This window comes from Haloechinothrix alba, from assembly GCF_900188115.1.
GTDB lineage: Bacteria > Actinomycetota > Actinomycetes > Mycobacteriales > Pseudonocardiaceae > Haloechinothrix > Haloechinothrix alba.
The window spans coordinates 71,309-91,092 of the sequence record NZ_FZNW01000008.1; the positions used below are offsets into that span (position 1 = coordinate 71,309).

The 19,784-nt window shown below is 70.3% G+C and carries 19 protein-coding genes; 3 read left to right on the forward strand and 16 right to left on the reverse strand.

Features of this window, described 5'->3' with window-relative positions:
• Positions 1–38 precede the first annotated feature (38 nt).
• Positions 39–569: a B-4DMT family transporter gene (locus CHB84_RS09240; RefSeq protein WP_176439881.1), complete on the forward strand. Its 531-nt coding sequence runs from the start codon at positions 39–41 to the stop codon at positions 567–569.
• Here CHB84_RS09240 and CHB84_RS09245 read toward each other — a convergent pair.
• The 6 genes from CHB84_RS09245 to CHB84_RS09270 all read right to left on the reverse strand — a co-directional run bounded on the left by CHB84_RS09245 (position 542) and on the right by CHB84_RS09270 (position 6,212).
• Entirely contained in the window at positions 542–2,104 is a 1,563-nt protein-coding gene (locus tag CHB84_RS09245) for a glycoside hydrolase family protein (protein WP_089301128.1), read from the reverse strand. The two genes, CHB84_RS09240 and CHB84_RS09245, sit on opposite strands and share 28 nt — an antisense overlap.
• A 153-nt stretch (positions 2,105–2,257) precedes the next feature.
• Positions 2,258–2,692 carry a type II 3-dehydroquinate dehydratase gene (gene aroQ / locus CHB84_RS09250; protein ID WP_089301129.1) on the reverse strand — a complete coding sequence of 145 codons (435 nt, stop codon included), beginning with the start codon at positions 2,690–2,692 and terminating at the stop codon, positions 2,258–2,260.
• Positions 2,689–3,810 (reverse strand): 3-dehydroquinate synthase, encoded by a 1,122-nt coding sequence (gene aroB / locus CHB84_RS09255; protein ID WP_089301130.1) that lies wholly within the window; start codon positions 3,808–3,810, stop codon positions 2,689–2,691. The genes aroQ and aroB overlap by 4 nt, the downstream gene beginning before the upstream one ends.
• Positions 3,807–4,340, reverse strand: a complete 534-nt coding sequence (locus CHB84_RS09260; RefSeq protein ID WP_089301131.1) for a shikimate kinase — start codon at positions 4,338–4,340, stop codon at positions 3,807–3,809. Before CHB84_RS09260 ends, aroB begins: the two co-directional genes overlap by 4 nt.
• Positions 4,337–5,530: a chorismate synthase gene (gene aroC / locus CHB84_RS09265; protein WP_089301132.1), complete on the reverse strand. Its 1,194-nt coding sequence runs from the start codon at positions 5,528–5,530 to the stop codon at positions 4,337–4,339. Before aroC ends, CHB84_RS09260 begins: the two co-directional genes overlap by 4 nt.
• 28 nt (positions 5,531–5,558) lie before the next feature.
• On the reverse strand, positions 5,559–6,212 hold the full coding sequence (locus CHB84_RS09270; protein ID WP_217898499.1) for a prepilin peptidase: 654 nt from the start codon (positions 6,210–6,212) through the stop codon (positions 5,559–5,561).
• A gap of 133 nt (positions 6,213–6,345) precedes the next feature.
• Here CHB84_RS09270 and CHB84_RS09275 point away from each other — a divergent pair, with 133 nt between their 5' ends.
• Both CHB84_RS09275 and CHB84_RS09280 read left to right on the forward strand, forming a co-directional pair.
• The gene (locus CHB84_RS09275) at positions 6,346–7,173 is read left to right on the forward strand and encodes a serine hydrolase domain-containing protein (RefSeq protein WP_089301134.1); all 828 of its coding nucleotides are present in this window, start codon (positions 6,346–6,348) and stop codon (positions 7,171–7,173) included.
• A gap of 179 nt (positions 7,174–7,352) precedes the next feature.
• On the forward strand, positions 7,353–7,619 hold the full coding sequence (locus CHB84_RS09280; RefSeq protein ID WP_089301135.1) for a DUF1876 domain-containing protein: 267 nt from the start codon (positions 7,353–7,355) through the stop codon (positions 7,617–7,619).
• A gap of 91 nt (positions 7,620–7,710) precedes the next feature.
• On the opposite strand, the gene CHB84_RS09285 is transcribed toward CHB84_RS09280, so the two are convergent.
• From CHB84_RS09285 to CHB84_RS09330, 10 genes are all read right to left on the reverse strand, one after another.
• Positions 7,711–8,661 (reverse strand): D-2-hydroxyacid dehydrogenase family protein, encoded by a 951-nt coding sequence (locus tag CHB84_RS09285; RefSeq protein ID WP_089301242.1) that lies wholly within the window; start codon positions 8,659–8,661, stop codon positions 7,711–7,713.
• Between the two features lie 10 nt (positions 8,662–8,671).
• Positions 8,672–9,601, reverse strand: a complete 930-nt coding sequence (locus tag CHB84_RS09290; RefSeq protein ID WP_089301136.1) for a shikimate dehydrogenase — start codon at positions 9,599–9,601, stop codon at positions 8,672–8,674.
• On the reverse strand, positions 9,576–10,730 hold the full coding sequence (mltG, locus tag CHB84_RS09295) for an endolytic transglycosylase MltG (RefSeq protein ID WP_089301137.1): 1,155 nt from the start codon (positions 10,728–10,730) through the stop codon (positions 9,576–9,578). The genes CHB84_RS09290 and mltG overlap by 26 nt, the downstream gene beginning before the upstream one ends.
• Positions 10,731–10,975: 245 nt before the next feature.
• Positions 10,976–11,500 carry a Holliday junction resolvase RuvX gene (ruvX, locus tag CHB84_RS09300; RefSeq protein WP_089301243.1) on the reverse strand — a complete coding sequence of 175 codons (525 nt, stop codon included), beginning with the start codon at positions 11,498–11,500 and terminating at the stop codon, positions 10,976–10,978.
• Between the two features lie 43 nt (positions 11,501–11,543).
• The gene (gene alaS, locus CHB84_RS09305) at positions 11,544–14,210 is read right to left on the reverse strand and encodes an alanine--tRNA ligase (protein WP_089301138.1); all 2,667 of its coding nucleotides are present in this window, start codon (positions 14,208–14,210) and stop codon (positions 11,544–11,546) included.
• Positions 14,211–14,322: 112 nt separating this feature from the next.
• On the reverse strand, positions 14,323–14,664 hold the full coding sequence (locus tag CHB84_RS09310; RefSeq protein ID WP_089301139.1) for a hypothetical protein: 342 nt from the start codon (positions 14,662–14,664) through the stop codon (positions 14,323–14,325).
• Positions 14,661–15,062: a DUF948 domain-containing protein gene (locus CHB84_RS09315; protein ID WP_089301140.1), complete on the reverse strand. Its 402-nt coding sequence runs from the start codon at positions 15,060–15,062 to the stop codon at positions 14,661–14,663. The genes CHB84_RS09310 and CHB84_RS09315 overlap by 4 nt, the downstream gene beginning before the upstream one ends.
• A 118-nt stretch (positions 15,063–15,180) precedes the next feature.
• A complete protein-coding gene (locus tag CHB84_RS09320; RefSeq protein ID WP_245818642.1) occupies positions 15,181–16,551 on the reverse strand; it encodes a replication-associated recombination protein A in 1,371 nt (456 codons plus the stop codon).
• A gap of 333 nt (positions 16,552–16,884) precedes the next feature.
• Complete coding sequence (locus CHB84_RS09325; RefSeq protein WP_089301141.1) at positions 16,885–17,982, reverse strand: pyridoxal-phosphate-dependent aminotransferase family protein; 1,098 nt, start codon at positions 17,980–17,982, stop codon at positions 16,885–16,887.
• A gap of 106 nt (positions 17,983–18,088) precedes the next feature.
• On the reverse strand, positions 18,089–19,783 hold the full coding sequence (locus CHB84_RS09330) for a PQQ-binding-like beta-propeller repeat protein (protein ID WP_089301142.1): 1,695 nt from the start codon (positions 19,781–19,783) through the stop codon (positions 18,089–18,091).
• Position 19,784 lies beyond the last annotated feature (1 nt).

Sequence of the window (19,784 nt, forward strand, 5' to 3'; positions counted from 1 at the left end):
CGGCACCGGTCGGCGGGCGCGACACTTACAGTGGAGGAGTGCCTGGCTGGTTGTTACGCGCGCTCGTCCTCGCCGCCGTTCACGCCGCCGCGAGCGTCTCGCTCGCCAAGGTCGCGGTGTTCCGTCCCACCGACACGACCGTCCTGACCTCGGTGACGTTCGCCGTGCTGATCGGCATCGCCGCCGGGTGGGCAGCGGTCGACGGCTGGCTCCGCCGCCCGGGCCGCGGCCGCACCTGGTTGGTGGCCGCCGTACTCACCGCCGTGCTCGCCGGTTTCCTCGACGTCGCGGGCAGGGCGCTGCTCGTCGACCAGACCGGTGTATCGGCGCTCGGCGACGCGCTCACCAGCGGTGCCGCCTTCGTCGCGCTTCTGGTGCTGTTGCCGGCCGGCCTCGGGTTGTTCGTCGGTGGCAGGCTCACCCCGCCGGACGGTGCGGGCACGCGATCCGCCGACACCGCCGGGGACACCAGGGCCCACACCGGCACGGATACCGGTGCGGAAGGCGCCGGATCGGCAGGCCCCGCCGGGTCCGCCCGTGCTCAGCCCAAGGACGGGCCTTCCGGGTAGGACGACCACCGGGAGTCACTGACGGTGCGGCCCGCGGAGTCGTTGAGCTCGCGCAGCTGCCCCGCCTGCTCGGTGCTCAACGACCACAACCGGCCGTCGTCGAGCAGCACACCCCTGCCCGCGTTCGGCGAGTACAGCAGCGGAGCGCCCGCATCAAGCCGTGCGGCGACCGGCAGCTCCGCGAGCCGTTCCGGCCGCTCGTCGAGCACCCGTTCCGCCAGCTGCTCGGCGACCACACGCCGTTCCACCCGCACCAGCGCGCCGTCCACGACCAGGTCCATCGTGCGCTCCGGGGACGGCATCGCGTAACCGTCAAGGACCCGCCCTGCCCGTCGCCGGTCGCCGCACCCCTCGACCCCGGTGATGTCCAGCCCGAACCGGCGGAGGTCGGTCGGGGCGTGCTCGTCCCGGGCCGCGCGGACCACGTCCACGGGGACCGTCCCGCACGGATCGTGCTCGGCCCGCGGCGCATGACCCTGCGGCGTCCGTACCAGTCCCGGCCCTTCCTGCCACGGCCCCTCGATGACGACCGGATCGTACGGGGTGGTGCTGAAGTCCCTGTCGAAGAAGGTCAGCGAGGTGCCGTCGGCCGTCTGGTGCGCCACCGCGAAGGCGTCCAGCACGTCCACCCACATGAGGTCGACGCTGAAGGCGTCCAGCACCGCGTGTGCGCGCAGCTGCTCGGTGCCCTCGACCGGTACGAACCCGTCCGGCCCCAGCGCCTCGAGGCCGGACCCGAACGCCGGGTCGGGCGAACGCAGCACGAACTGGCCCGCGCCGTTCCACCCGGCCGCGAGGCCTGTCGTGTCGGTGAAGACCAGGTAGAACCACCCGTCCACATGAGCCACTGCCGGTTGACCTGCCCCGTAGGTGTTGTCCCTTGTGATGTCCCGCCCGGGTCGCAGGATCGGCTCGCCGTCGCCGGCACGCCGCCACGTACGGCCGTCCTCGCTGGTGGCGAGGCCGATGGCGTTGACGAAGTCGTGGTCACCGTCCGCGCCGGTGTAGTAGAGGTAGTAGACGCCGTCGACCTTGATCACGGAGGGGTCGCAGGTGTGCTTGCCGTCGAACGCGCCCGGATTGCCGGAGAACACCACCTCCGGGATGCCGCCGCCGGGCCCGGTGAACCGTCCGGCCGTGCCGGTGTTCCCGCCGTCTCCCGCGTCGACGCCGTACACGATGTCGTCTCCTGCCGGGTACGCGGTGTTGTACTGGCTGCACCACCACATCCGGGCGTCGTCGCCGTCGAGCATCACCGTCGGCGCGTAGTTGTACGGCGCACCCGCGCCACCCTCGGCAACCACACCGTCGCTGCGCCGGTGGTGCTCGGTCTCGAGCGCGACGGTCCCGCCGGCCTCGCCGGCGCCGGTCGGGTTGGCCACGGAGCCCGCGATGGCCTGCGACCCGTCCGTCGCGGTCCGGTCGCGCTGAACCTCGACAGGGCCGATCGTCGTGCACGCCGCGAACACGCTCGCGCAGGCCACCAACGCGGCCACGACGCGCACGCGCCGTGCCACACTCGCCCGCACGCCCATGCTCCCCGCCTTCACCCGGCTGTCACGACGCGGTGACCACGACGGCCCGGCCGCGGGCACGCCGCACTCGCGAGGATCATCATCCCACGCGCTCGGCGCCCCGTCCGGCACGTGGCGCGACCGGCCCGTACACGCCGCGTCGGTCCCCCACGATCACTGCTCGCCGTGCTCGGCCATCCAGCGCAGCGCGAGCAGGTACCCGTCGACACCCAGCCCGGCGATCACCCCGGTCACGATGTCGGAGAGCACGCTGTGCTGTCGGAACGACTCGCGCTTGTGCACGTTGGAGATGTGCAGCTCCAGCACCGGTGCCGCCAGCTGGCTGGCCGCGTCGCGCACCGCGACCGAGTAGTGGGTCCACGCGCCCGCGTTGAGCACCACGGGCCTGCCCGCATCGGCGGCCTCGTGCAGCCACTCCACCAGCTCGCCCTCATGGTTGGTCTGGCGTACGTCGACCTCCAGACCGAGCGCGGCGCCCTCCCGCTCACAGCGCCCCACGAGCTCGCTGTAGCTGGTGCTGCCGTACACCGAGGGTTCCCGGGTGCCCAGCCGGTTCAAGTTCGGGCCGTTGAGTACGAGTACTTTCACAGCAGCACGCTCCCACCATCCTCAGTCACCTCGCCTGCGATCGCCGAGTACGCCGCGGCGAGCAGCGACGGGTCAGGGCCCTCGAGGCGCCCCGGCTTACCTAGCGCGTCGAGTACCACGAAGCGCAGCACGCCGGAACGGCTCTTCTTGTCCGCGCGCATGCCTTCCATCAGCTCCGCGAGGGCGTCCGGATCGTAACGGGTGGGCAGCCCGAGCATCCCGAGCACGGCGGCGTGCCGATCGGCCGTCGCGTCGTCGAGCCTGCCCGCGAGCCGGGACAGCTCGGCTGCGAACACCATCCCCACGCTGATGGCCGCACCGTGCCGCCACCGGTACCGCTCCCTGCGTTCGATGGCGTGACCGAGCGTGTGGCCGTAGTTGAGGATCTCGCGCACGTTCGACTCGCGCAGATCCCGCGCAACGACATCGGCCTTGACCTGGATGGCGCGGCGCACCAGCTCGGCGAGTACCTCCCCAGCCGGGTCCGTTGCGGCCGCCGCGTCCCGCTCGATCAGCTCCAGGATGCCCCCGTCGGCGATGAAGCCACACTTGACGACCTCGGCGAGGCCTGCGACCAGCTCGTTACGGGGCAGGGTCTGAAGCGTGGCGAGATCGACCAGCACAGCGTGCGGCTCGTGGAACACGCCGACGAGGTTCTTGCCTGCCTCGGTGTTGATGCCGGTCTTGCCACCCACCGCGGCATCGACCATGCCGAGCAGCGTCGTCGGCACGTTGACCAGCCGCACACCTCGCATCCAGGTACCGGCCACGAACCCGGCGATGTCGGTGACGGCTCCCCCGCCCAGCGCGACCACGGCCCCGTGCCTGTCCAGCCCGACCCTGCCGAGCACCTCCCAGCAGAACCCGGCCACCGTCAGCGCCTTACCGTCCTCGGCGTCCGGGATCTCGACGCGGTGCGCGTCGATCCCGGCGTCGGCGAGCTCGCTCCGGGTGGCCTCGGCCGTCGTCGTCAGCGTCGGCGGGTGGATGATCGCCACCACCGAGGCGTCCTGGACCGCCTCGGTCAACTCCCCGAGCAGCCCGCGCCCGATGATGACCTCGTAGGAGCGTTCGGCGGCCACGGTGAGCCTCTCGGGGCTCGCCTCCTGCGTGCTCATGAGGTTCCTTCCACGGGTGCCTTCTCGCCCAAGGCAGCCAGAACCGCGTCGACCACCTCGTCCGGGCGGCGCTCGTCGGTATCGACCTCCGCCGTCGCCACCGAGCGGTACAGCGGCAGGCGTGCCTCGAGCAGTTGCTTGTATGTCGCGCGGGGGTTGACCCCCGCCAGCACGGGTCGCGCCGTGGACATGCCGGTGCGCTGCATGCCGGCAGGCATGCTCACGGAGAGGAACACCACGGTGTGCCCGGCGAGCAGTGCGCGGGTCTCCTCGGCGAGGATCGCGCCACCGCCGAGCGAGTACACGCCCTCGTAACTTCCGAGGCCGTCGGCGACGGCGCGTTTCTCCAGCTCGCGAAAGGCGGGTTCGCCGTCCGAGGTGAAGATCTCCGGGATGCTCCTGCCAGCCGCAGCCTCGATGTCGGCATCGGCGTCACGGAAGTCCACGCCCAACCGCTCGGCCAGCAGCGGACCCACCGTCGACTTGCCCGATCCCGGCGGGCCGACCAGAACAGCTCTCGGTGACGTCACTGCCCCCACCACTCTTCCAGGTTCGTCATGTAGGCCTCCGCGTTGCGCTTGCTCTCGGCCAGCGAGTCACCACCGAACTTCTCCAGCGCCGCCCCGGCGAGGATCAGGGCGGTCACCGACTCCAGCACCACACCGGCCCGTGGTACCGCGCAGACGTCCGAGCGTTGGTGGATGGCCTCGGCGGCCTCCTTCGTGGCGACGTCGACGGTGGCCAGCGCGCGCGGGACCGTGGAGATCGGCTTCATCGCCACCCGGACGCGCAGCGGTTCACCGTTGGTGATGCCACCCTCGAGGCCGCCCGCGCGGTTGGACCGCCGTGTCACACCACCGGCCCCGTCGCTGATGTCGATCTCGTCGTGCGCCTGGCTGCCCCAGCGGTGCGCGGTGGTGAAGCCGTCCCCGACCTCCACGCCCTTCATCGCCTGTACCCCCATCAGCGCGCCGGCCAGCCGGGAGTCCAGCCGCCGATCCCAATGCACGTGCGAGCCCAGCCCGGGCGGCAGCCCGTAGGCGATCACCTCGATGACCCCGCCGACGGTGTCCCCGGCCTTCCGCACCGCGTCCACCTCGTGCACCATCGCGTCGGTGCTGGCCTGCAGGTATGCCCGGACCGGGCTCTCGTCGACACCGGCGAGGTCGTCGGGGCCGGGCAGCGGTCCGTCGACGGCCTCGGCGCGGCCGATGGAAACGACATGGCTGATGATCTCGACACCGAGTAGCTGGCGCAGGTAGGCGCGGGCGACGGTGCCGAGCGCCGTACGCGCGGCCGTCTCCCGCGCGCTCGCGCGTTCGAGCACCGGCCGCGCCTCGTCGAAACCGTACTTCAGCATGCCGGGCAGGTCGGCGTGACCGGGTCGCGGGCGCGTCAGCGGCTCGTTACGCGCGAGACCGTCGATCTCGGCGGGATCCACCGGATCGGCGGCCATGACCTTCTCCCATTTCGGCCACTCACTGTTGGGGATCTGCACCGAGATCGGGCCACCCTGGGTCAGGCCGTGCCGTACACCCCCGGTGAACTCCGCAGCGTCGGTCTCGAAACCCATACGCGGGCTACGCCCGAACCCGAGTCGCCTGCGTGCCAGCTGCTCGCCGAGCTCGGATGTGGTGATCCGTACCCCGGCCACCATGCCTTCGAGCACCGCGGCCAGGCTCGGGCCGTGTGATTCTCCTGCGGTCATCCAGCGCAACACGCATCGATCCTGTCACGAGCGCGTCAGCTCAGGTCACCAGGCCCGCCTCCGGTGTGACGGACAGCAGCCACGTCGCGATCAGCAGCCCTGGACCGTACGGGACACCGTCCTGCCACCTGCGGCCGCCGAGCAACGCCTGCCCCGCCGCCAGCGCCAGCGTCACGACCGCAGCCATGACGGCCGCCAGCAGCACGGCAGGCGGTCCGAGCACGCCGAGCACGGTCCCGAGCGCGCCTGCGAGCTTGACGTCGCCCGCACCGAGCGACCGGGGACGTACCAGGTGGATCACCAGGTGTGCACCGCCGAAGGCGATGCCGCCGAGCAGGGCACCAGCGACCGTGGCTCCGGCACGGCCGGTCAGCGCCCACGGTGCCAGCGCCGTGGCCAGTACCGGGTAACTGGCGCAGGTGAGCACGTTGGGCAGGCGACGCTGCATCAGGTCCGTCGCGCCGAGGGCGACCGCCAGCACCGTCAGGGCCGCAGGGACCGGCGACCACGCGGGCGGGACGTGCCCGGTGGACCAGCGCACCGCGACAGCGGCCAGACCGGCAGCGGTAGCCACCTCACAGCAACCGGAGCGCGGCACCGCCGGGCGCCGGATCCCGACCAGCACGGACCTGGTCCCTGCGCCGAGCACGGCACCGCAGACCGATGCCGCCAGGACGAGCGTCGTCGTGGTCACCGGTGCACGGTCTCCCGCCTGCCGCAGCCGCGCCCGCCCGCGTACTGCACCGGAAGCGCCATCGGTGCCCCCGATCGGGCGTGCTCGACTCCCCCGACCCCGTCCGGCCCAGCCGGTGCGTACCGTAACGAGCATGCACAGCGTGAGCCAGATCGAGCAGTGGCCGGTCGACCACGCCGCGACAGCGGTGATCGCGCGGGACGGAACCACTCTCGGCGCGCACGGCGATACCGCGCGCCGGTTCCCCATCGCGTCGGTGACCAAGCTGCTCACCGCGTACAGCACCCTGATCGCGCTGGAAGAGGGCGTCTTCGAGCTGGACACACCAGCGGGCCCGGAGGGCTCGACCGTGCGCGACCTGCTGGCCCACACCTCGGGGCTGGCGTTCAACCAGCACAAGGTCGTCGCGGAACCGCGCACGAGGAGGCTGTACTCCAGCGCCGGCTTCGAGCAGCTCGCCGAAACGCTGACCAAGCAATCCGGCATCGAATTCGCCGACTACCAGCAGGAGGCGCTGCTCACGCCACTGGCCATGCGGGCAACGACGCTGGACGGCTCGCCCGGCTCGGGAGCGACCTCCACCGTCGACGACCTCGCGTCCTTCGCCGCCGAGCTGCAGCAGCCCCGCCTGATCGCCCCGGAGACGCTGGCGACGGCGACCTCGGTCACCCGGCCCGGCCTCAACGGTGTGCTTCCCGGTTTCGGTCATCAGAAACCCAATGACTGGGGGCTGGGTTTCGAGATCCGCTCGTGGAAGGATCCGCATTGGACGGGTGCGGCCAGCTCGCCACGCACGTTCGGGCACTTCGGCCAGTCCGGAACGTTCCTGTGGGTCGACCCGGACGCCGGCGTGGCCTGCGTAGCGCTGACCGACAGGGACTTCGGCCCGTGGGCCGTCGAGGTCTGGCCAGCATATACCGACGCCGTGCTGGCCGAGGTGGCGCCGGCCGGGTCGGAGTGAGTCCGGCGGCTTCCTTCCTGTTCCGCGGCACGGGCGAGCCCGGCCGGGCGACGCCCGGCGAGGCTGTATCGGTGCAGCCACCCGCCTCGGCCTCTGGCCTTCCGCGGCTGCGCGGAGGACAGTGAGAGTCATCAGCCTGTTGCGGGCATCTGGCTGGCACGAGAGTCGAGGAGGGCGCCATGCGTGAGAAGCACTGGGCCGTCGAGATCACCATCGACGAGCATGAGGATCGCACCCGCGCACGGGCCACGCTGACCAGCGATCGCGACATCAACCTGACCGGGGTCGGGATGGCGAGGCTCAACCCCGACGACCGCAACATCCCCGAGATCGGGGACGAGCTCGCTGCGTCGCGCGCACTGTCGGACCTGGCACACCGGCTGCTCGACGTGACGGGCGACGACATCCAACGCGTCACACACCAACCGGCCTACCTGTCGCTCTGAACGACCGGGACGGCCGCTCACCCCTGCCCGGCGCCGGGGCCACCTCACGTGCACGGGCACGGCCGCCGGACAGGCGGGTACGCGTGTGCGCTCAGGAGCCTGCCTGCGTCATCACCCTGATCGGGCTTCCTGCCTCGAACGCGGCGATATCCTCCACAGCGTCCTGGTAGAAGACCCGGTACACGTCGTCGCAGACGTACCCGATGTGCGGGGTCAGCACCGTGTTCGGGGCCGATCGCAGCGGATGGTCCGCGGGAAGCGGTTCGGTGTCGTAGACGTCCAGCGCGGCACGGATGTGACCGCGTTGGACCGCGTCGAGCAGCGCGGCCTCGTCCACGATCGGTCCACGTGACGTGTTGACCAGCAAGGCGCCACGTTTCATCGAGTCCAGCTCGCGCGCACCGAGCAACCCGCGGCTACGGTCGCTGAGCACGAGGTGGATCGAGACGACATCGGCGGTACCGAGCAGCTCCCCGAGCGACAGCGCGGTCGCGCCGTGCTCGCTCGCCCGTTCGGCGGTGAGGTTCTGGCTCCACGCGACCACGTTCATGCCGAACGCCCGGCCGATCTGGGCCACCTGACCGCCGAGCCTGCCCAGGCCGATCAACCCGAGGGTCTTGCCCCGCAAGGCGGTGCCGACCGTGCGCTGCCACCCGCCTTCCCGCACGGACCGTTCCTCGCTCGGCACGTTGCGCGCCGCCGCCAGGATGAGCGCCCAGGTCGCCTCCGCCGTAGGGTACGGCAGGTAACCGGTGCCGCAGACCGTGATCCCCGCCGCGTGCGCGGCGTCCATGTCGATAGCCGCGTTGCGCTGACCGGTGCTGACCAGCAACTTCAAGTCGGGCAGGCTGTGCAACACGCGCGCGGGAAACGGGGTGCGCTCCCGCATCGCCACCACCACATCGAATCCCTCGAGCGCTTCGATGACCCGATCGTGCCCACCGAGGGGTTCGGTGAACACCGTGATCTCGGCCTCCAGCGAGTCCCAGTCGGCGAAGGAACGTGCGACGTTCTGGTAGTCATCGAGGATCGCGATACGCATGAGCGCCACGCTACCGCTCGCCGGGCAGCGGAAGCGGCACCGCGTCCCCCGTCGCCTCACGCAGCGCGGCCCGCATCGCCTCGCGGGGCGCAGGCAGCCCGGTGAACTGCTCCACCTGCCCGAACGCTTGATGCAGCAGCATGTCCAGCCCGGTAGCGATCCGGCCTCCGCAGGCGTGCACCGCATCGGCGAGCGGGGTCGGCCACGGGTCGTAGATCACGTCCACCACGCACGCGGCACGCGCCAGCGCCGCGGCATGCGGTGCGGTCACGTCCGGAGGAACGGTGCTCACCAGTACAGCCGCCGAGCCGGCCAGGCCGGCGAGGTCGGCATCGTCGAGCCGGGCCACCTCCGCGTCCATACCGGCTGTACGCGCGGCCGCCAGCGTCTCCTGGGCCCGGGCAGGCTCCCGAGCGACCAGCGTGACGTGCGAGATGCCGAGCTCGGCCAGGCCGACCACCGCGGCAGCGGCGGTGCCCCCCGCTCCGAGAACGACTCCGCTTCGCGCGGAGGTCCCGCCGGCAACGTCCGGATGGCCGCCCGCCGCGCGCACCGCGCCGACCACGCCGTCCACATCCGTGCAGTCGGCGAACCAGCGCGGTGTTCCATCGGGCCGTGCCTGCGATCGGACCAGGGTGTTCGCTGCCCCGACGGCGGCCGCGCGATCCGTGCACTCGCTCGCGAGCTCCAGCGCAGCACGCTTGCCGGGCATCGTCACCGATACGCCGACCCATTCCGGGCCCATGCCCCGAACAACGTCCGCCAGTGCGGCGGCATCCGCCTCGACCCGGTCATAGCTCCACCCGGCGAGCCCGAGTGCGTGGTACGCGGCTCGGTGCAGTACCGGCGAGAGCGAGTGCTCGATCGGCTTGCCCAGCACTGCCGCCTTGCGCGCCTCATCGGCACCGGTGGCGTCAGTAGACCCCGCGGGCTTGGGCATCTCGCACGTTCTCCTTGTGTTCCTCGTAGCTGTCTGCGAAGCACGACAGCCCGTTGTCCTCGCACTTGACGAAGAACTTCCACGAACCCTCGTCCGGGTTCAGTGCCGCCTGCAACGCCTCCATGCTCGGAGCCGAGATCGGGGTCGGCGGTAGCCCGGTATTGCGGTAGGTGTTGTACGGACCCGGCTGCGCGCGATCCTCCTCGCTCGTGCGGACATCCGGACGGTCGAGCACGTAGTTGACCGTCGAGTCCATCTCCAAGCGCATGTCCTCGTCGAGCCGGTTGTAGATAACCCGCGACACCCGTCCGAAGTCGTCCTCGACCGCTTCGTGCTCGATCACCGAGGCGATCGTGAGTACCTCGTACGGCTCGTAACCGACATCCTCGGCGCTGCCAGGCAAACCGACGGCCGACAGCTTCCGCGCCGAGCTCGTCAGCACCTCGGTCAGCAGCTCACGCGCTCCCCAGCTCGGGTCGACGTCGTACACGCCGGGCATCACCAGACCTTCGAGCTTGCGTTCCGGGTCGACGTCGGCAACGGCCTCGGCCAGCCACTCCGGCGCGCCCAGCTCGGCCAGGTCCGTCCGCGTCGCTACCTCGCGCAGTTCCCGCGGTTCGACGCAGTCGCTCTCCCCGTTGAGATCCACACACGAGGCCTCCGACATCCGGGACAGTACGCCGCGCGTGACGGTGTCGTCGGAATGCGTGACGTCCTCGAGCTTGATGCCACCACGGATCTGCAGGTTGCCGACACGCGCGTCCGGATCGGTGATGGCATCCACGGCGTGCTCACCGGACATCCGCGTGCGCATCACGTAGTAACCGGGCTGGATGGCGTTGACATCGGGGTTCTCGTTACCGGCGACCACGAAAGCCCTGCTACTGGCGACCACATCGGCGCGCTCCAGGGTATCGGCGATCGTCCGCACCGAGTCGCCTGCGGACACCTCGATGACCACCTCGTCGTCGCCCGAACCGCCGTAGTCGGCGTAGTTCATCCCGAGCAACTCACGGGCGCCGTACCAGGCTCCCCACGCGATCAGCGCGATCAGACCGACGGCGAGCAACCAGCCCAGCGCCCTCCGGCCGCCGCGCCCGCGTCGTGGTTCGTCATCGTACGAGTACACACCGCCATTGTCGGGGCCGTCCTGCCCCGAGTTCCAGCGATCGCCGCTGTCCCGCTCGTCGAACAGGTCCGGCAGGCTGCCGGACGCGCTGCCCTCGACGCCCGGAAGTCCGGTGGTACGCGGGGCGCGCCCCTGCCGTTCGCCGCGCGCGCTGGACCGCCGCTGCTGGGGCTTGTCGGGTTCATCCCTACTCGCTCCACGCCGATTGATCGCAGATCTCCGTTCTCTCGCGCCGAACTGCTCGCTTACTCCTCGGACGAACCGGCGGGTCGGGAAGCCGCTCCCCCCGTGCCGGACCGGTCGATCCGTGCGGACCGCGCGTCCAGCCAGCCCTGCAGGATCTCCACGGCGGCAGCCTGATCGACGACGGCACGTTGCTCCCGCGCACTCATGCCGCGGGCCGACAGCATCCGCGACGCGCTCACCGTACTCAACCGTTCGTCGGCCATCCGCACAGGCACCGGGGCAATCCGGTGCCGCACGAGGCCCGCATACCGGACGGCCTCCTCGGCCGCGGAACCGTGCCGGTCGGCCAGCGTGCGCGGGAGCCCGACCACCACCTCGACCACATCGTGCTCGGTAACGAGCTCGGCGAGCTGGGCGACGTCGGAGCCGTCCCCGGCGCTTCGCCGCAACGTCTGCAGCGGGCTGGCCAGCATCGGGCTCGGATCGCTCATCGCGACCCCGACCCGCACGGATCCCACATCGACACCGATCCGCCGTCCCGGGCCGGGATCGTCCTCACCCGGCTTGTCCGGTCCTCGCGTCACCGCGTCGCCACCCCCGTCCGCACCGTGAACCGTGCCCGCGCGCTCATCCTGCCGCACCTCGCAGCTCCCGCTCGAGCGCACGAATCGCGTCACCGATCCCGGCCGGGTTCGAGCCGCCTCCCTGGGCCATATCCGCTTTGCCACCCCCGCGTCCGTCGACCGGGCCGCCCACGCTGCGCACCAGATCACCGGCGACAAGGCCCTTGTCGCGAGCGGCAGGGGTGGTGCCGACGACGAAGCTCACCTTCTGCTCGTCGGCGACGAACAGCGCGACCACCCCGGGCCGTGACCCGAGCCTGCTGCGTACCTCCGAGACCAACGACCGCAACGCCTGGGCATCGACATCCTCGGTGATGGTGTCCGCGACGAGTGACACGCCGTCGATGTCGCGCGCGCTCTCGGCGAGGCTACCTGCCGAGGCGAGCACTCGTTCCCTGCGCAGCCGCTCGACTTCCTTCTCAGCGTCGCGCAACCTGCCGAGCACGTCGGAGATACGGTCCGGCAGCTGGTCGCTCGGCACCTTGAACGTGTTCGCGAGCTCGGAGACCAGCAGCTGCTCCTTGCGCACGTGCCGCAGCGCGTCGGTGCCGACCAGTGCCTCGATCCGGTGCACGCCCGAACCGATCGAGGAGTCGGATACCAGCTTGACCAGGCCGAGCTCACCGATCCGGTTGACGTGCGTACCACCGCACAGCTCACGGGAGTAGTCGCCCATGTCGATCACACGGACCTGGTTGCCGTACTTCTCCCCGAACAGCGCGATGGCGCCGAGCTCGAAGGCCTTGTCCTTGGACGTGACGTAGCTCGACACCTCGACGTTCTGCAGCAGGTAGTCGTTGACCTCCTCCTCGACCTCGCTCAACACGTCCGCCGAGACCGACCCCGGGGAGGTGAAGTCGAACCGCATCCGCCCGGGCGAGTTGAGCGAGCCCGCCTGCGCGGCGCGCTGGCCGTAGGCACCGCGTACCGCCGCGTGAACCAGGTGTGTGGCCGAGTGGGATCGGGCGATGGACATCCGCCGCGCCTCGTCCACCGAGGCGGTCAGCTTGTCGTCGACCCCGACATCGCCTGCGATGACCTCGACCGTGTGCACCGACAGTCCCGGCACGGCCTTCTGCACATCCAGCACCGACACCTGCGCGCCCGCGCCGTAGAGCATGCCGGTGTCGGCGATCTGGCCACCGCTTTCCGCGTAGAACGGGGTGCGGTCGAGGATCAGCTCACCGCGCTGGCCCTCGCTCAGCGCGGGCACCGGGGCGCCGCCCGACAGCAGTCCCACAACACGGCACCCGGCCTCCAGGTCGCTGTAGCCGAGGAACTCCGTCTCCCCGTGCTGCTCCAGGACAGCGCGGTACTCGGAGAGGTCCCCGTGCCCGCTCTTGCGTGTCGCCGCATCGGCCTTGGCCCGCTGGCGCTGCTCCTCCATCAGCGAGCGGAAGCCCTCCTCGTCCACCTCGAGCCCCTGCTCGGCGGCCATCTCCAGGGTGAGATCGATCGGGAAGCCGTAGGTGTCGTGCAGCTGGAAGGCCTGGTCCCCGCCGAGAACGGTGGCACCCGACTGCTTGGCCCGTTCAGCTGCCATGTCGAAGATCTTCGACCCGGTGCTCAGGGTGGCGAGGAACGTGTCCTCCTCCATGCGCATCACATCGCTGATGCGCTCGAAGTCCCGCTCGATCTCCGGGTAGGACGGCGACATCGCGTCCCGGACGACGGCGGCGAACTCCGGCAGCACCGGCTCGTGCACGCCGAGCAGGCGTACCGAGCGCACGATCCTGCGCAGCAGCCTGCGTAGCACGTATCCCCGCGCCTCGTTGCCGGGCGTCACGCCGTCACCGATGAGCATCACACCCGACCGGGCGTGATCGGCGATCACGCGGAACCGCACGTCATCGGCGTGATTCTGGCCGTACGTGCGGCCGGAGAACTCCTCTGCGGCCGCGATGACGGGGCGCACCAGGTCGGTCTCGTAGACGTTGTCCACGCCCTGCAGCAGGAACGCGACCCGCTCGACGCCGAGCCCGGTGTCGATGTTCTTGCTGGGCAGCTCCCCCAGCACCGGGTACCCGTCCTTCGGGCTGCCGTCCCCCCGCATGTCCTGCATGAAGACCAGGTTCCAGATCTCCAGGTAGCGATCCTCGTCGACGACGGGACCGCCCTCCTGGCCGTACTGCGGACCACGGTCGTAGTAGATCTCCGAGCAGGGACCGCCAGGGCCGGCCACCCCCATGTCCCAGTAGTTGTCCTTGGCGTCGCGATACTGGATCCGCTCGGCGGGCAATCCCGCCACCTTCTGCCACAGCTCGGCCGACTCGGGGTCGTGCTCGTAGACCGTCGTCCAGATCCGGTCCGGGTCGAACCCGTAACCGCCCTCGGACTGCGGTTTGGTGACCAGGTCCCAAGCCTGCTTGATGGCCCCTTCCTTGAAGTAGTCGCCGAACGAGAAGTTGCCGGCCATCTGGAAGAACGTGTTGTGCCGCGTCGTCTTGCCGACCTCGTCGATATCGCCGGTACGCACGCACTTCTGCACGCTGGTGGCGCGCGAGTACGGCGCGGGCACCTCGCCGAGGAAGTACGGCTTGAACTGGACCATGCCCGCGTTGACGAACAGCAGGTTCGGGTCGTCCAGGATCAGCGACGCGCTGGGCACCCTGGTGTGGTCGTTCGATTCGAAATGCCGGAGGAAACGTTCGCGTATCTCGTGTGTCTGCACGTCTGGGTCCTGTGTTGGTTCGGACACCGGTCGATCACCGAACCGGTGTACAAGGCTCGTCGGGCTCGGTGCGGGGGTGGCGAAGGAGCCACGCCTGCTCTCGGGCGGCGCCTCAGTCCTCCGCCGACCGCGCTCGCCGGTACTGCCCGGCCGCCGCCGCGCGCCCGCTGTCGCGATCCGTGTGGCGGCCGGACGAGCCCGCCACGACGCCCGCGGCTCGGGAGGCCCTGCCGGAGTGAGTGTCGAACAACTCGCCCAGTTCGAGCTCTCGCTCGCTCATCCCGGCCCGGACGTCGGCACCGAAGGCACCGACGGCCGCCGCCAGCTCACGTACGGCCTCCCCTACGTTCGAGGCTAACCCCGCCGGAGTCGCTTGACGAGCGGTCTCGTTCGCCTTCCTGCACACGACGAAGCCTGCGGAGAACCCCAGACCGAACCAGAACAGACGCTTCATCGCTTCGATCCTTTCCGTCCGCTGCGCGCGTGCTTACCTTGCTCGCCACGGGCACGCCGCGCGCGGATCGCCTTGGTGACGCCGTAGGACAGCGCAGCCGCCTTGACAAGGGGGCTGCCAAGGGTCGCGGTGAACACCGAGGACAGCGCCGTCGCGTTGCTGGAGACCTGCTGCACGTTCGCCGTGACTCCGTCCACACGCTCCAGCTGGGTGTTCACGTGCGTGATCGTGTCGTTGGCGCCGTGCATCAGCGGGTCAGAGTTCTCGTGTGCCTTGCGGATGGCGATGGTCGCCTCGTCGAGCGTGCGGCCGAGTTTGATCAGGGGGATCGCCAGCAGAACCACGAGCAGCACGAATGCGCCTGCGGCGACAAGCACTGCGACCTGTTCCGGCGACACGGGCCCTCCTTGTGAGCAGTAGGTTGGGTGGGCCACAGGTTACCGCGCGTCGCCTCCTGCCCACCGGTGGCCCCGTCCCGCCGTGCCGACGACCCGTCACCCTGGCACGCGAAGCGGCTCACCGGCCGCGGATGGTACGCCGCAGGCGTGGCAGGCGCTCGGCGATCGCGCGCTCCGCGCCGCGCGTCGTCGGCGTGTAGTAGTCCGTGTCCGCCAGCTCGTCCGGCGGGTACTGCTGCTCGAGCACACCTTCGGGCACGCTGTGCGGGTAGGCGTAACCCTGCGCGTTGCCCAGCCGCGCGGCACCGGCATAGTGCCCGTCGCGCAGGTGCGGCGGGACGGGACCGATCTTGCCCGCGCGCACGTCGGCCAGTGCGGCGTCGATCCCGGCGATCACGGCGTTCGACTTCGGTGCCATCGCCAGGTGAACCGTGGCCTGGGCGAGGGAGAGCCTTCCCTCTGGCATCCCGATGAACTGCACCGCGTCGGAGGCGGCGACAGCGGACTGCAACGCTGTGGGGTCGGCCATGCCGATGTCCTCGCTGGCGTGCACGACAAGGCGTCGCGCGATGAACCGGGGGTCCTCCCCTCCCTCGATCATGCGTGCCAGGTAGTGCAGTGCGGCATCCACGTCCGAACCACGGATCGACTTGATGAACGCGCTGATGACGTCGTAGTGCTGGTCACCGTCGCGGTCGTAGCGCACAGCGGCCTTGTCCACGCAGGCCTCCACCGTGCGCAGGTCGATCGCGTGGTCACCGGCCGAACGCGCACCGTCTGCGGATGCTTCCAGTGCGGTCAGTGCGCGACGCGCATCACCGGCGGCCAGCCGCACGATGTGGTCGGCAGCCTCACTGGAAAGTGTGAACTCGCCGGACAGGCCACGATCCTCGCGCAGCGCCCTGTCCACCAGCCCGCGTACATCGTCATCGTCGAGAGTGCGAAGCTGCAGCACGAGTGAGCGGGACAGCAACGGGGACACCACCGAGAACGACGGGTTCTCCGTTGTCGCGGCCACCAGGAGCACTGTCCGGTCCTCCACAGCGCCGAGCAGGGCGTCCTGCTGTGTCTTGGAGAACCGGTGCACCTCGTCGATGAACAGCACGGTGTCCTCGGCGGCGTGCGAGCGCCGCCTCCGGGCCTGGTCGATGACCCCGCGGACCTCCTTGACCCCGGAGGACAGCGCGGACAGCGCCACGAACCGCCGTCCGGTGGCACCGGCCATGAGGTAGGCGATGGTGGTCTTCCCCGTTCCGGGAGGCCCGAACAGCAGTACCGACGCCGGTGCGGCGCCTTCCACGAGCCTGCGCAGCGGAGCGCCCTCGGTCAGCAGATGGTCCTGACCGACGACCTCGTCGAGCGTGCGGGGTCGCATGCGCACGGCCAGCGGCGCGCCGGCATTGCCCCCGTCGTTCCCGTCCGGTGCCGGATCGGGATCGTCGGCGTCCCGGCCGGCTTCTGGGTTCACCACGAACAGCTCGTCCTGCACATTTCCCACGCTACCGCGCCGCCACGCACCGGTGTCGGGCGTTCGCACACCCGAGTTGGGCCCTCCGGCAGACCGTGTTGGTCACACACCGATGAGAAACAGCCCGCCCGGCAGTCGCCACCGCACGAGAGCGGGCCGCTCGGAACGCCCGTTCTCGTGGCCGACACCCGCGGAGACCTCCGCGACCGTGTCAGCGCACTGTCTGTCGCCTTCGCCGTCACGACGGCGAGTTCCATCGGCCCGGAGGTGTCCGCGCCGCCCCGGTCGCTGGCGCCGACGCGGCGTGCCCGCACGCCCGACACAGCCTGTACGGGCGCCCGACACGGGCTCAGCTCAGCGGCCGAGCACCTTGGCAAGGGCGCCCAGCACCGCTTCGGCGCGGTCGAGGCGCGCGTTGTGACCCATCAGGCCGATGCGCCAGACACTGGCGGCATACGGCCCGGCGCCCGCACCGATCTCGATCCCGTACTCCTCGAGCAGCTGGGTCCGCACCTTCGCGGAGTCGACGCCTTCCGGGACCCGCACGGTGGTCAGCTCGGGCAACCGGTGGCCTTCCGCGGCGAACAGCTCCAGTCCCATCGCACGCAGGCCGTCGGCCAGCCGCTGCCCGGCCGATGCGTGCCGGGCATACACCTCACCGAGCCCTTCGTCGAGGATCCGTCCCAGACCTGCGTGCAGGGAGGCGATCATCGCGGTCGGTGCGGTGTGGTGGTAGACGCGCGCCCCGCCGTCGGTACCGGAGACGTAGTTGCCGATCAGGCCGAGGTCCAGGTACCAGGTCGGGGGTGAGGCCACCCTGCTGTGCCATGCCCGCTCGGACACCGTGAACGGCGCGAGGCCGGGAGCGACGCCGATGCACTTCTGGGTGCCGGCGTAGGCGAGGTCGACACCCCACTCGTCGATCTCCACCGGGATACCGGCGATCGAGGTCACGCAGTCGGCAAGCACGAGCGCGGCATCGTCCCGCTCGTGCACGGCCCGTGCCAGCGCCCCGATGTCGCTACGCACACCGGTCGATGTCTCCGCGTGGACCGCACCGACCAGGCGCGGCCGAGGGTGCGCGTCGAGCACTCGCTGCACGTCGATGGGCCGGCCCCAGTCGTGGTCCACGCGGACGACCTCGGCGCCGTACCGCCCGGCCACGTCCACCATGCGCTCACCGAACAGCCCGTTCACCGCGATCACCACGACATCGCCGGGGCGCACGGCGTTGGCGAAGGCCGCCTCCATGCCGATCGAGCCGGTACCGGACAGCGGCAGGGTACGCGGGTTCTGCGTCCCCCACACGGCCCGGAGCCTGTCGTTGGTCTCGTCGAGCAGGCTCAGGAACTCCGGGTCGAGATGCCCGAGCAACGGCTGGGAAAGCCCCTGGGAGGCCTCCGGATACGGGTTCGACGGACCAGGGCCGAGCAGCAGACGATCAACCAACATGCACACGACCGTACTGCCCGCGATCGCACCGGGATGAGCCCCACCGCGTCGGGATGTGACGTTCGTCCCTTCGACGCGGTGGGACTTGCCCGCGCGCGACCCGCGTCTAGCCGATCGTCGCCGACGACGATCCGACGCGTTCACCATCGGCGTCGATCGCCCGTATCCAGTACGTACCCGAGCTCGCGTCGGTGTCGATGTAGCTCATCACCTCGCGCTCCCACGGCTCGGGCCCGTACCACGGCCGAGCGGGGACCGGGTCCGTGACGTGGATGGGTTCCGGCGTGCCCGCCCGCATCACCGCGTAGCGCATCTCGCCGTTCTGCGCGTTCCAGATGGCCGGCCAGGTCAGCTTCACGCCGCCGTCGACGCTGTCGAGCTCCGGAGCACGGAACGGCCACTGGGGACCGTTGTTCCGCGCGCCGTCCACCCCGCGAGCGGCGAAGCGGGTCAGCGACTGTTGCTGGTGACTGTCACGGGAGTGCGTGTTGACCGCGGTGAAATCGCCGCCGACCACGACGTAGTCCTCGGTCGCGTCGATGGCCCATGTGCCGTTGTTGATGAGCGTGTCGGACTTGCCGGCGTTGGTATTGGGAAACCACGGCAGGATCTCGGGAATCGGATCACCCGCGCTGACGAGCGTGTAGTCGCGGGGTGCGGTACGTACGGCCTCCTTGGTCTGGGCAAGCATGCGGAAGTACCGGAAGTCGGCACCCCGCTCCGGGATCGCCTCGACCGCCCAGCAGTCGTGCGCGTGGGTCACGCTGTAGAGCACCTCGTCGGTGACCGCCATGCGCATCGAGTCACCAAGGCAGCCATCCCACCAGTGCTCCGTACCGCTGGAGATGTCCACCGACATACGGCCCTCGAAGCGTTGCTGACCACCGCCGTGCCGGAAATCCAGCGCACTGATCCATGCGGTGCCGGATCCGTCCGAGACGATGTCGGTCACGATCGGTGTCCCGGCGGGCGGTTGCGCCTGCCAGGCGACGCTGTCGCCGCTCGTGGCATCGACCGCGGCCATGCTGCGCTTCGTGGAGCCGTTGACCTCGTCGAATCCACCACCGATGAGCACGCGGTCCAGGTCGGGCCTTGCCAGTACCGCCCACACTTCACGGTTGGCCGTCGGTGCCCAGTCGAGCAGGTTGCCGTCGTGGTCGACAGCGGCCAGCCGGGTGCGGGACGTGCCGCCGACGCTGGTGAACCCGCCGCCGAAGTACACGGCGTCGTCAACGACCGACAGCGCCCGCACGCGCCGGTTGGTCGGAGGTGGGTCGAACGCGGTCAACTCCCCCGAGTCGGCGTCGAACGCTGCGATGCGGGACCGCCACGCGCCGTCCATCCGATCGAAGTCACCGGCCACGTAGATGCGCTCGCCGGCAGGGTCCGTCTCGATTCGAAAGACCGAGTCGCAGATCCACCTGTCGGTTCCGGTCTCCCGGCACCAGGAACTCAACCCGGAGTCTCCCGAGGAGAACTCGCTGCCGAATGCGGTGGGACCCCAGTCCAGCAGTTCGCCGGTGTGCAGGTCGAACGCCATCAGGTTGCGGCGCGGCACCTCGTGCTCGCCGGGCGCGGCCCCAGCGGGCCGGGCATGGTCGAACCGCCCACCCGCATAGACGGTGTCCCCGACGATCTCGACGTCGAACACGATCCCGTCGGTCTGCGGGGTCGGGAGTCCACCGGCCGTGACCGGTCTGGGTAGTGCGGTATCGGCCGTCGCGGTCGTCGTCGGGGTCAACACCGCGGCCCCGACCAGGATCGCGGCGCCCCCGCAGAGCAGCCTTTTCCGAAGTGACATA

Bases quoted from the DNA above. Each gene is read 5' to 3' on its own strand.
- CHB84_RS09285 (WP_089301242.1), bottom strand. From the start codon at position 8,661: ATGCGTATCGCGATCCTCGATGACTACCAGAACGTCGCACGTTCCTTC.
- CHB84_RS09290 (WP_089301136.1), bottom strand. From the start codon at position 9,601: ATGCCCAAGCCCGCGGGGTCTACTGACGCCACCGGTGCCGATGAGGCG.
- CHB84_RS09280 (WP_089301135.1), top strand. From the start codon at position 7,353: ATGCGTGAGAAGCACTGGGCCGTCGAGATCACCATCGACGAGCATGAG.
- CHB84_RS09325 (WP_089301141.1), bottom strand. From the start codon at position 17,982: ATGTTGGTTGATCGTCTGCTGCTCGGCCCTGGTCCGTCGAACCCGTAT.
- CHB84_RS09310 (WP_089301139.1), bottom strand. From the start codon at position 14,664: ATGAAGCGTCTGTTCTGGTTCGGTCTGGGGTTCTCCGCAGGCTTCGTC.
- CHB84_RS09275 (WP_089301134.1), top strand. From the start codon at position 6,346: ATGCACAGCGTGAGCCAGATCGAGCAGTGGCCGGTCGACCACGCCGCG.
- aroB (WP_089301130.1), bottom strand. From the start codon at position 3,810: ATGAGCACGCAGGAGGCGAGCCCCGAGAGGCTCACCGTGGCCGCCGAA.
- CHB84_RS09330 (WP_089301142.1), bottom strand. From the start codon at position 19,783: ATGTCACTTCGGAAAAGGCTGCTCTGCGGGGGCGCCGCGATCCTGGTC.
- CHB84_RS09245 (WP_089301128.1), bottom strand. From the start codon at position 2,104: ATGGGCGTGCGGGCGAGTGTGGCACGGCGCGTGCGCGTCGTGGCCGCG.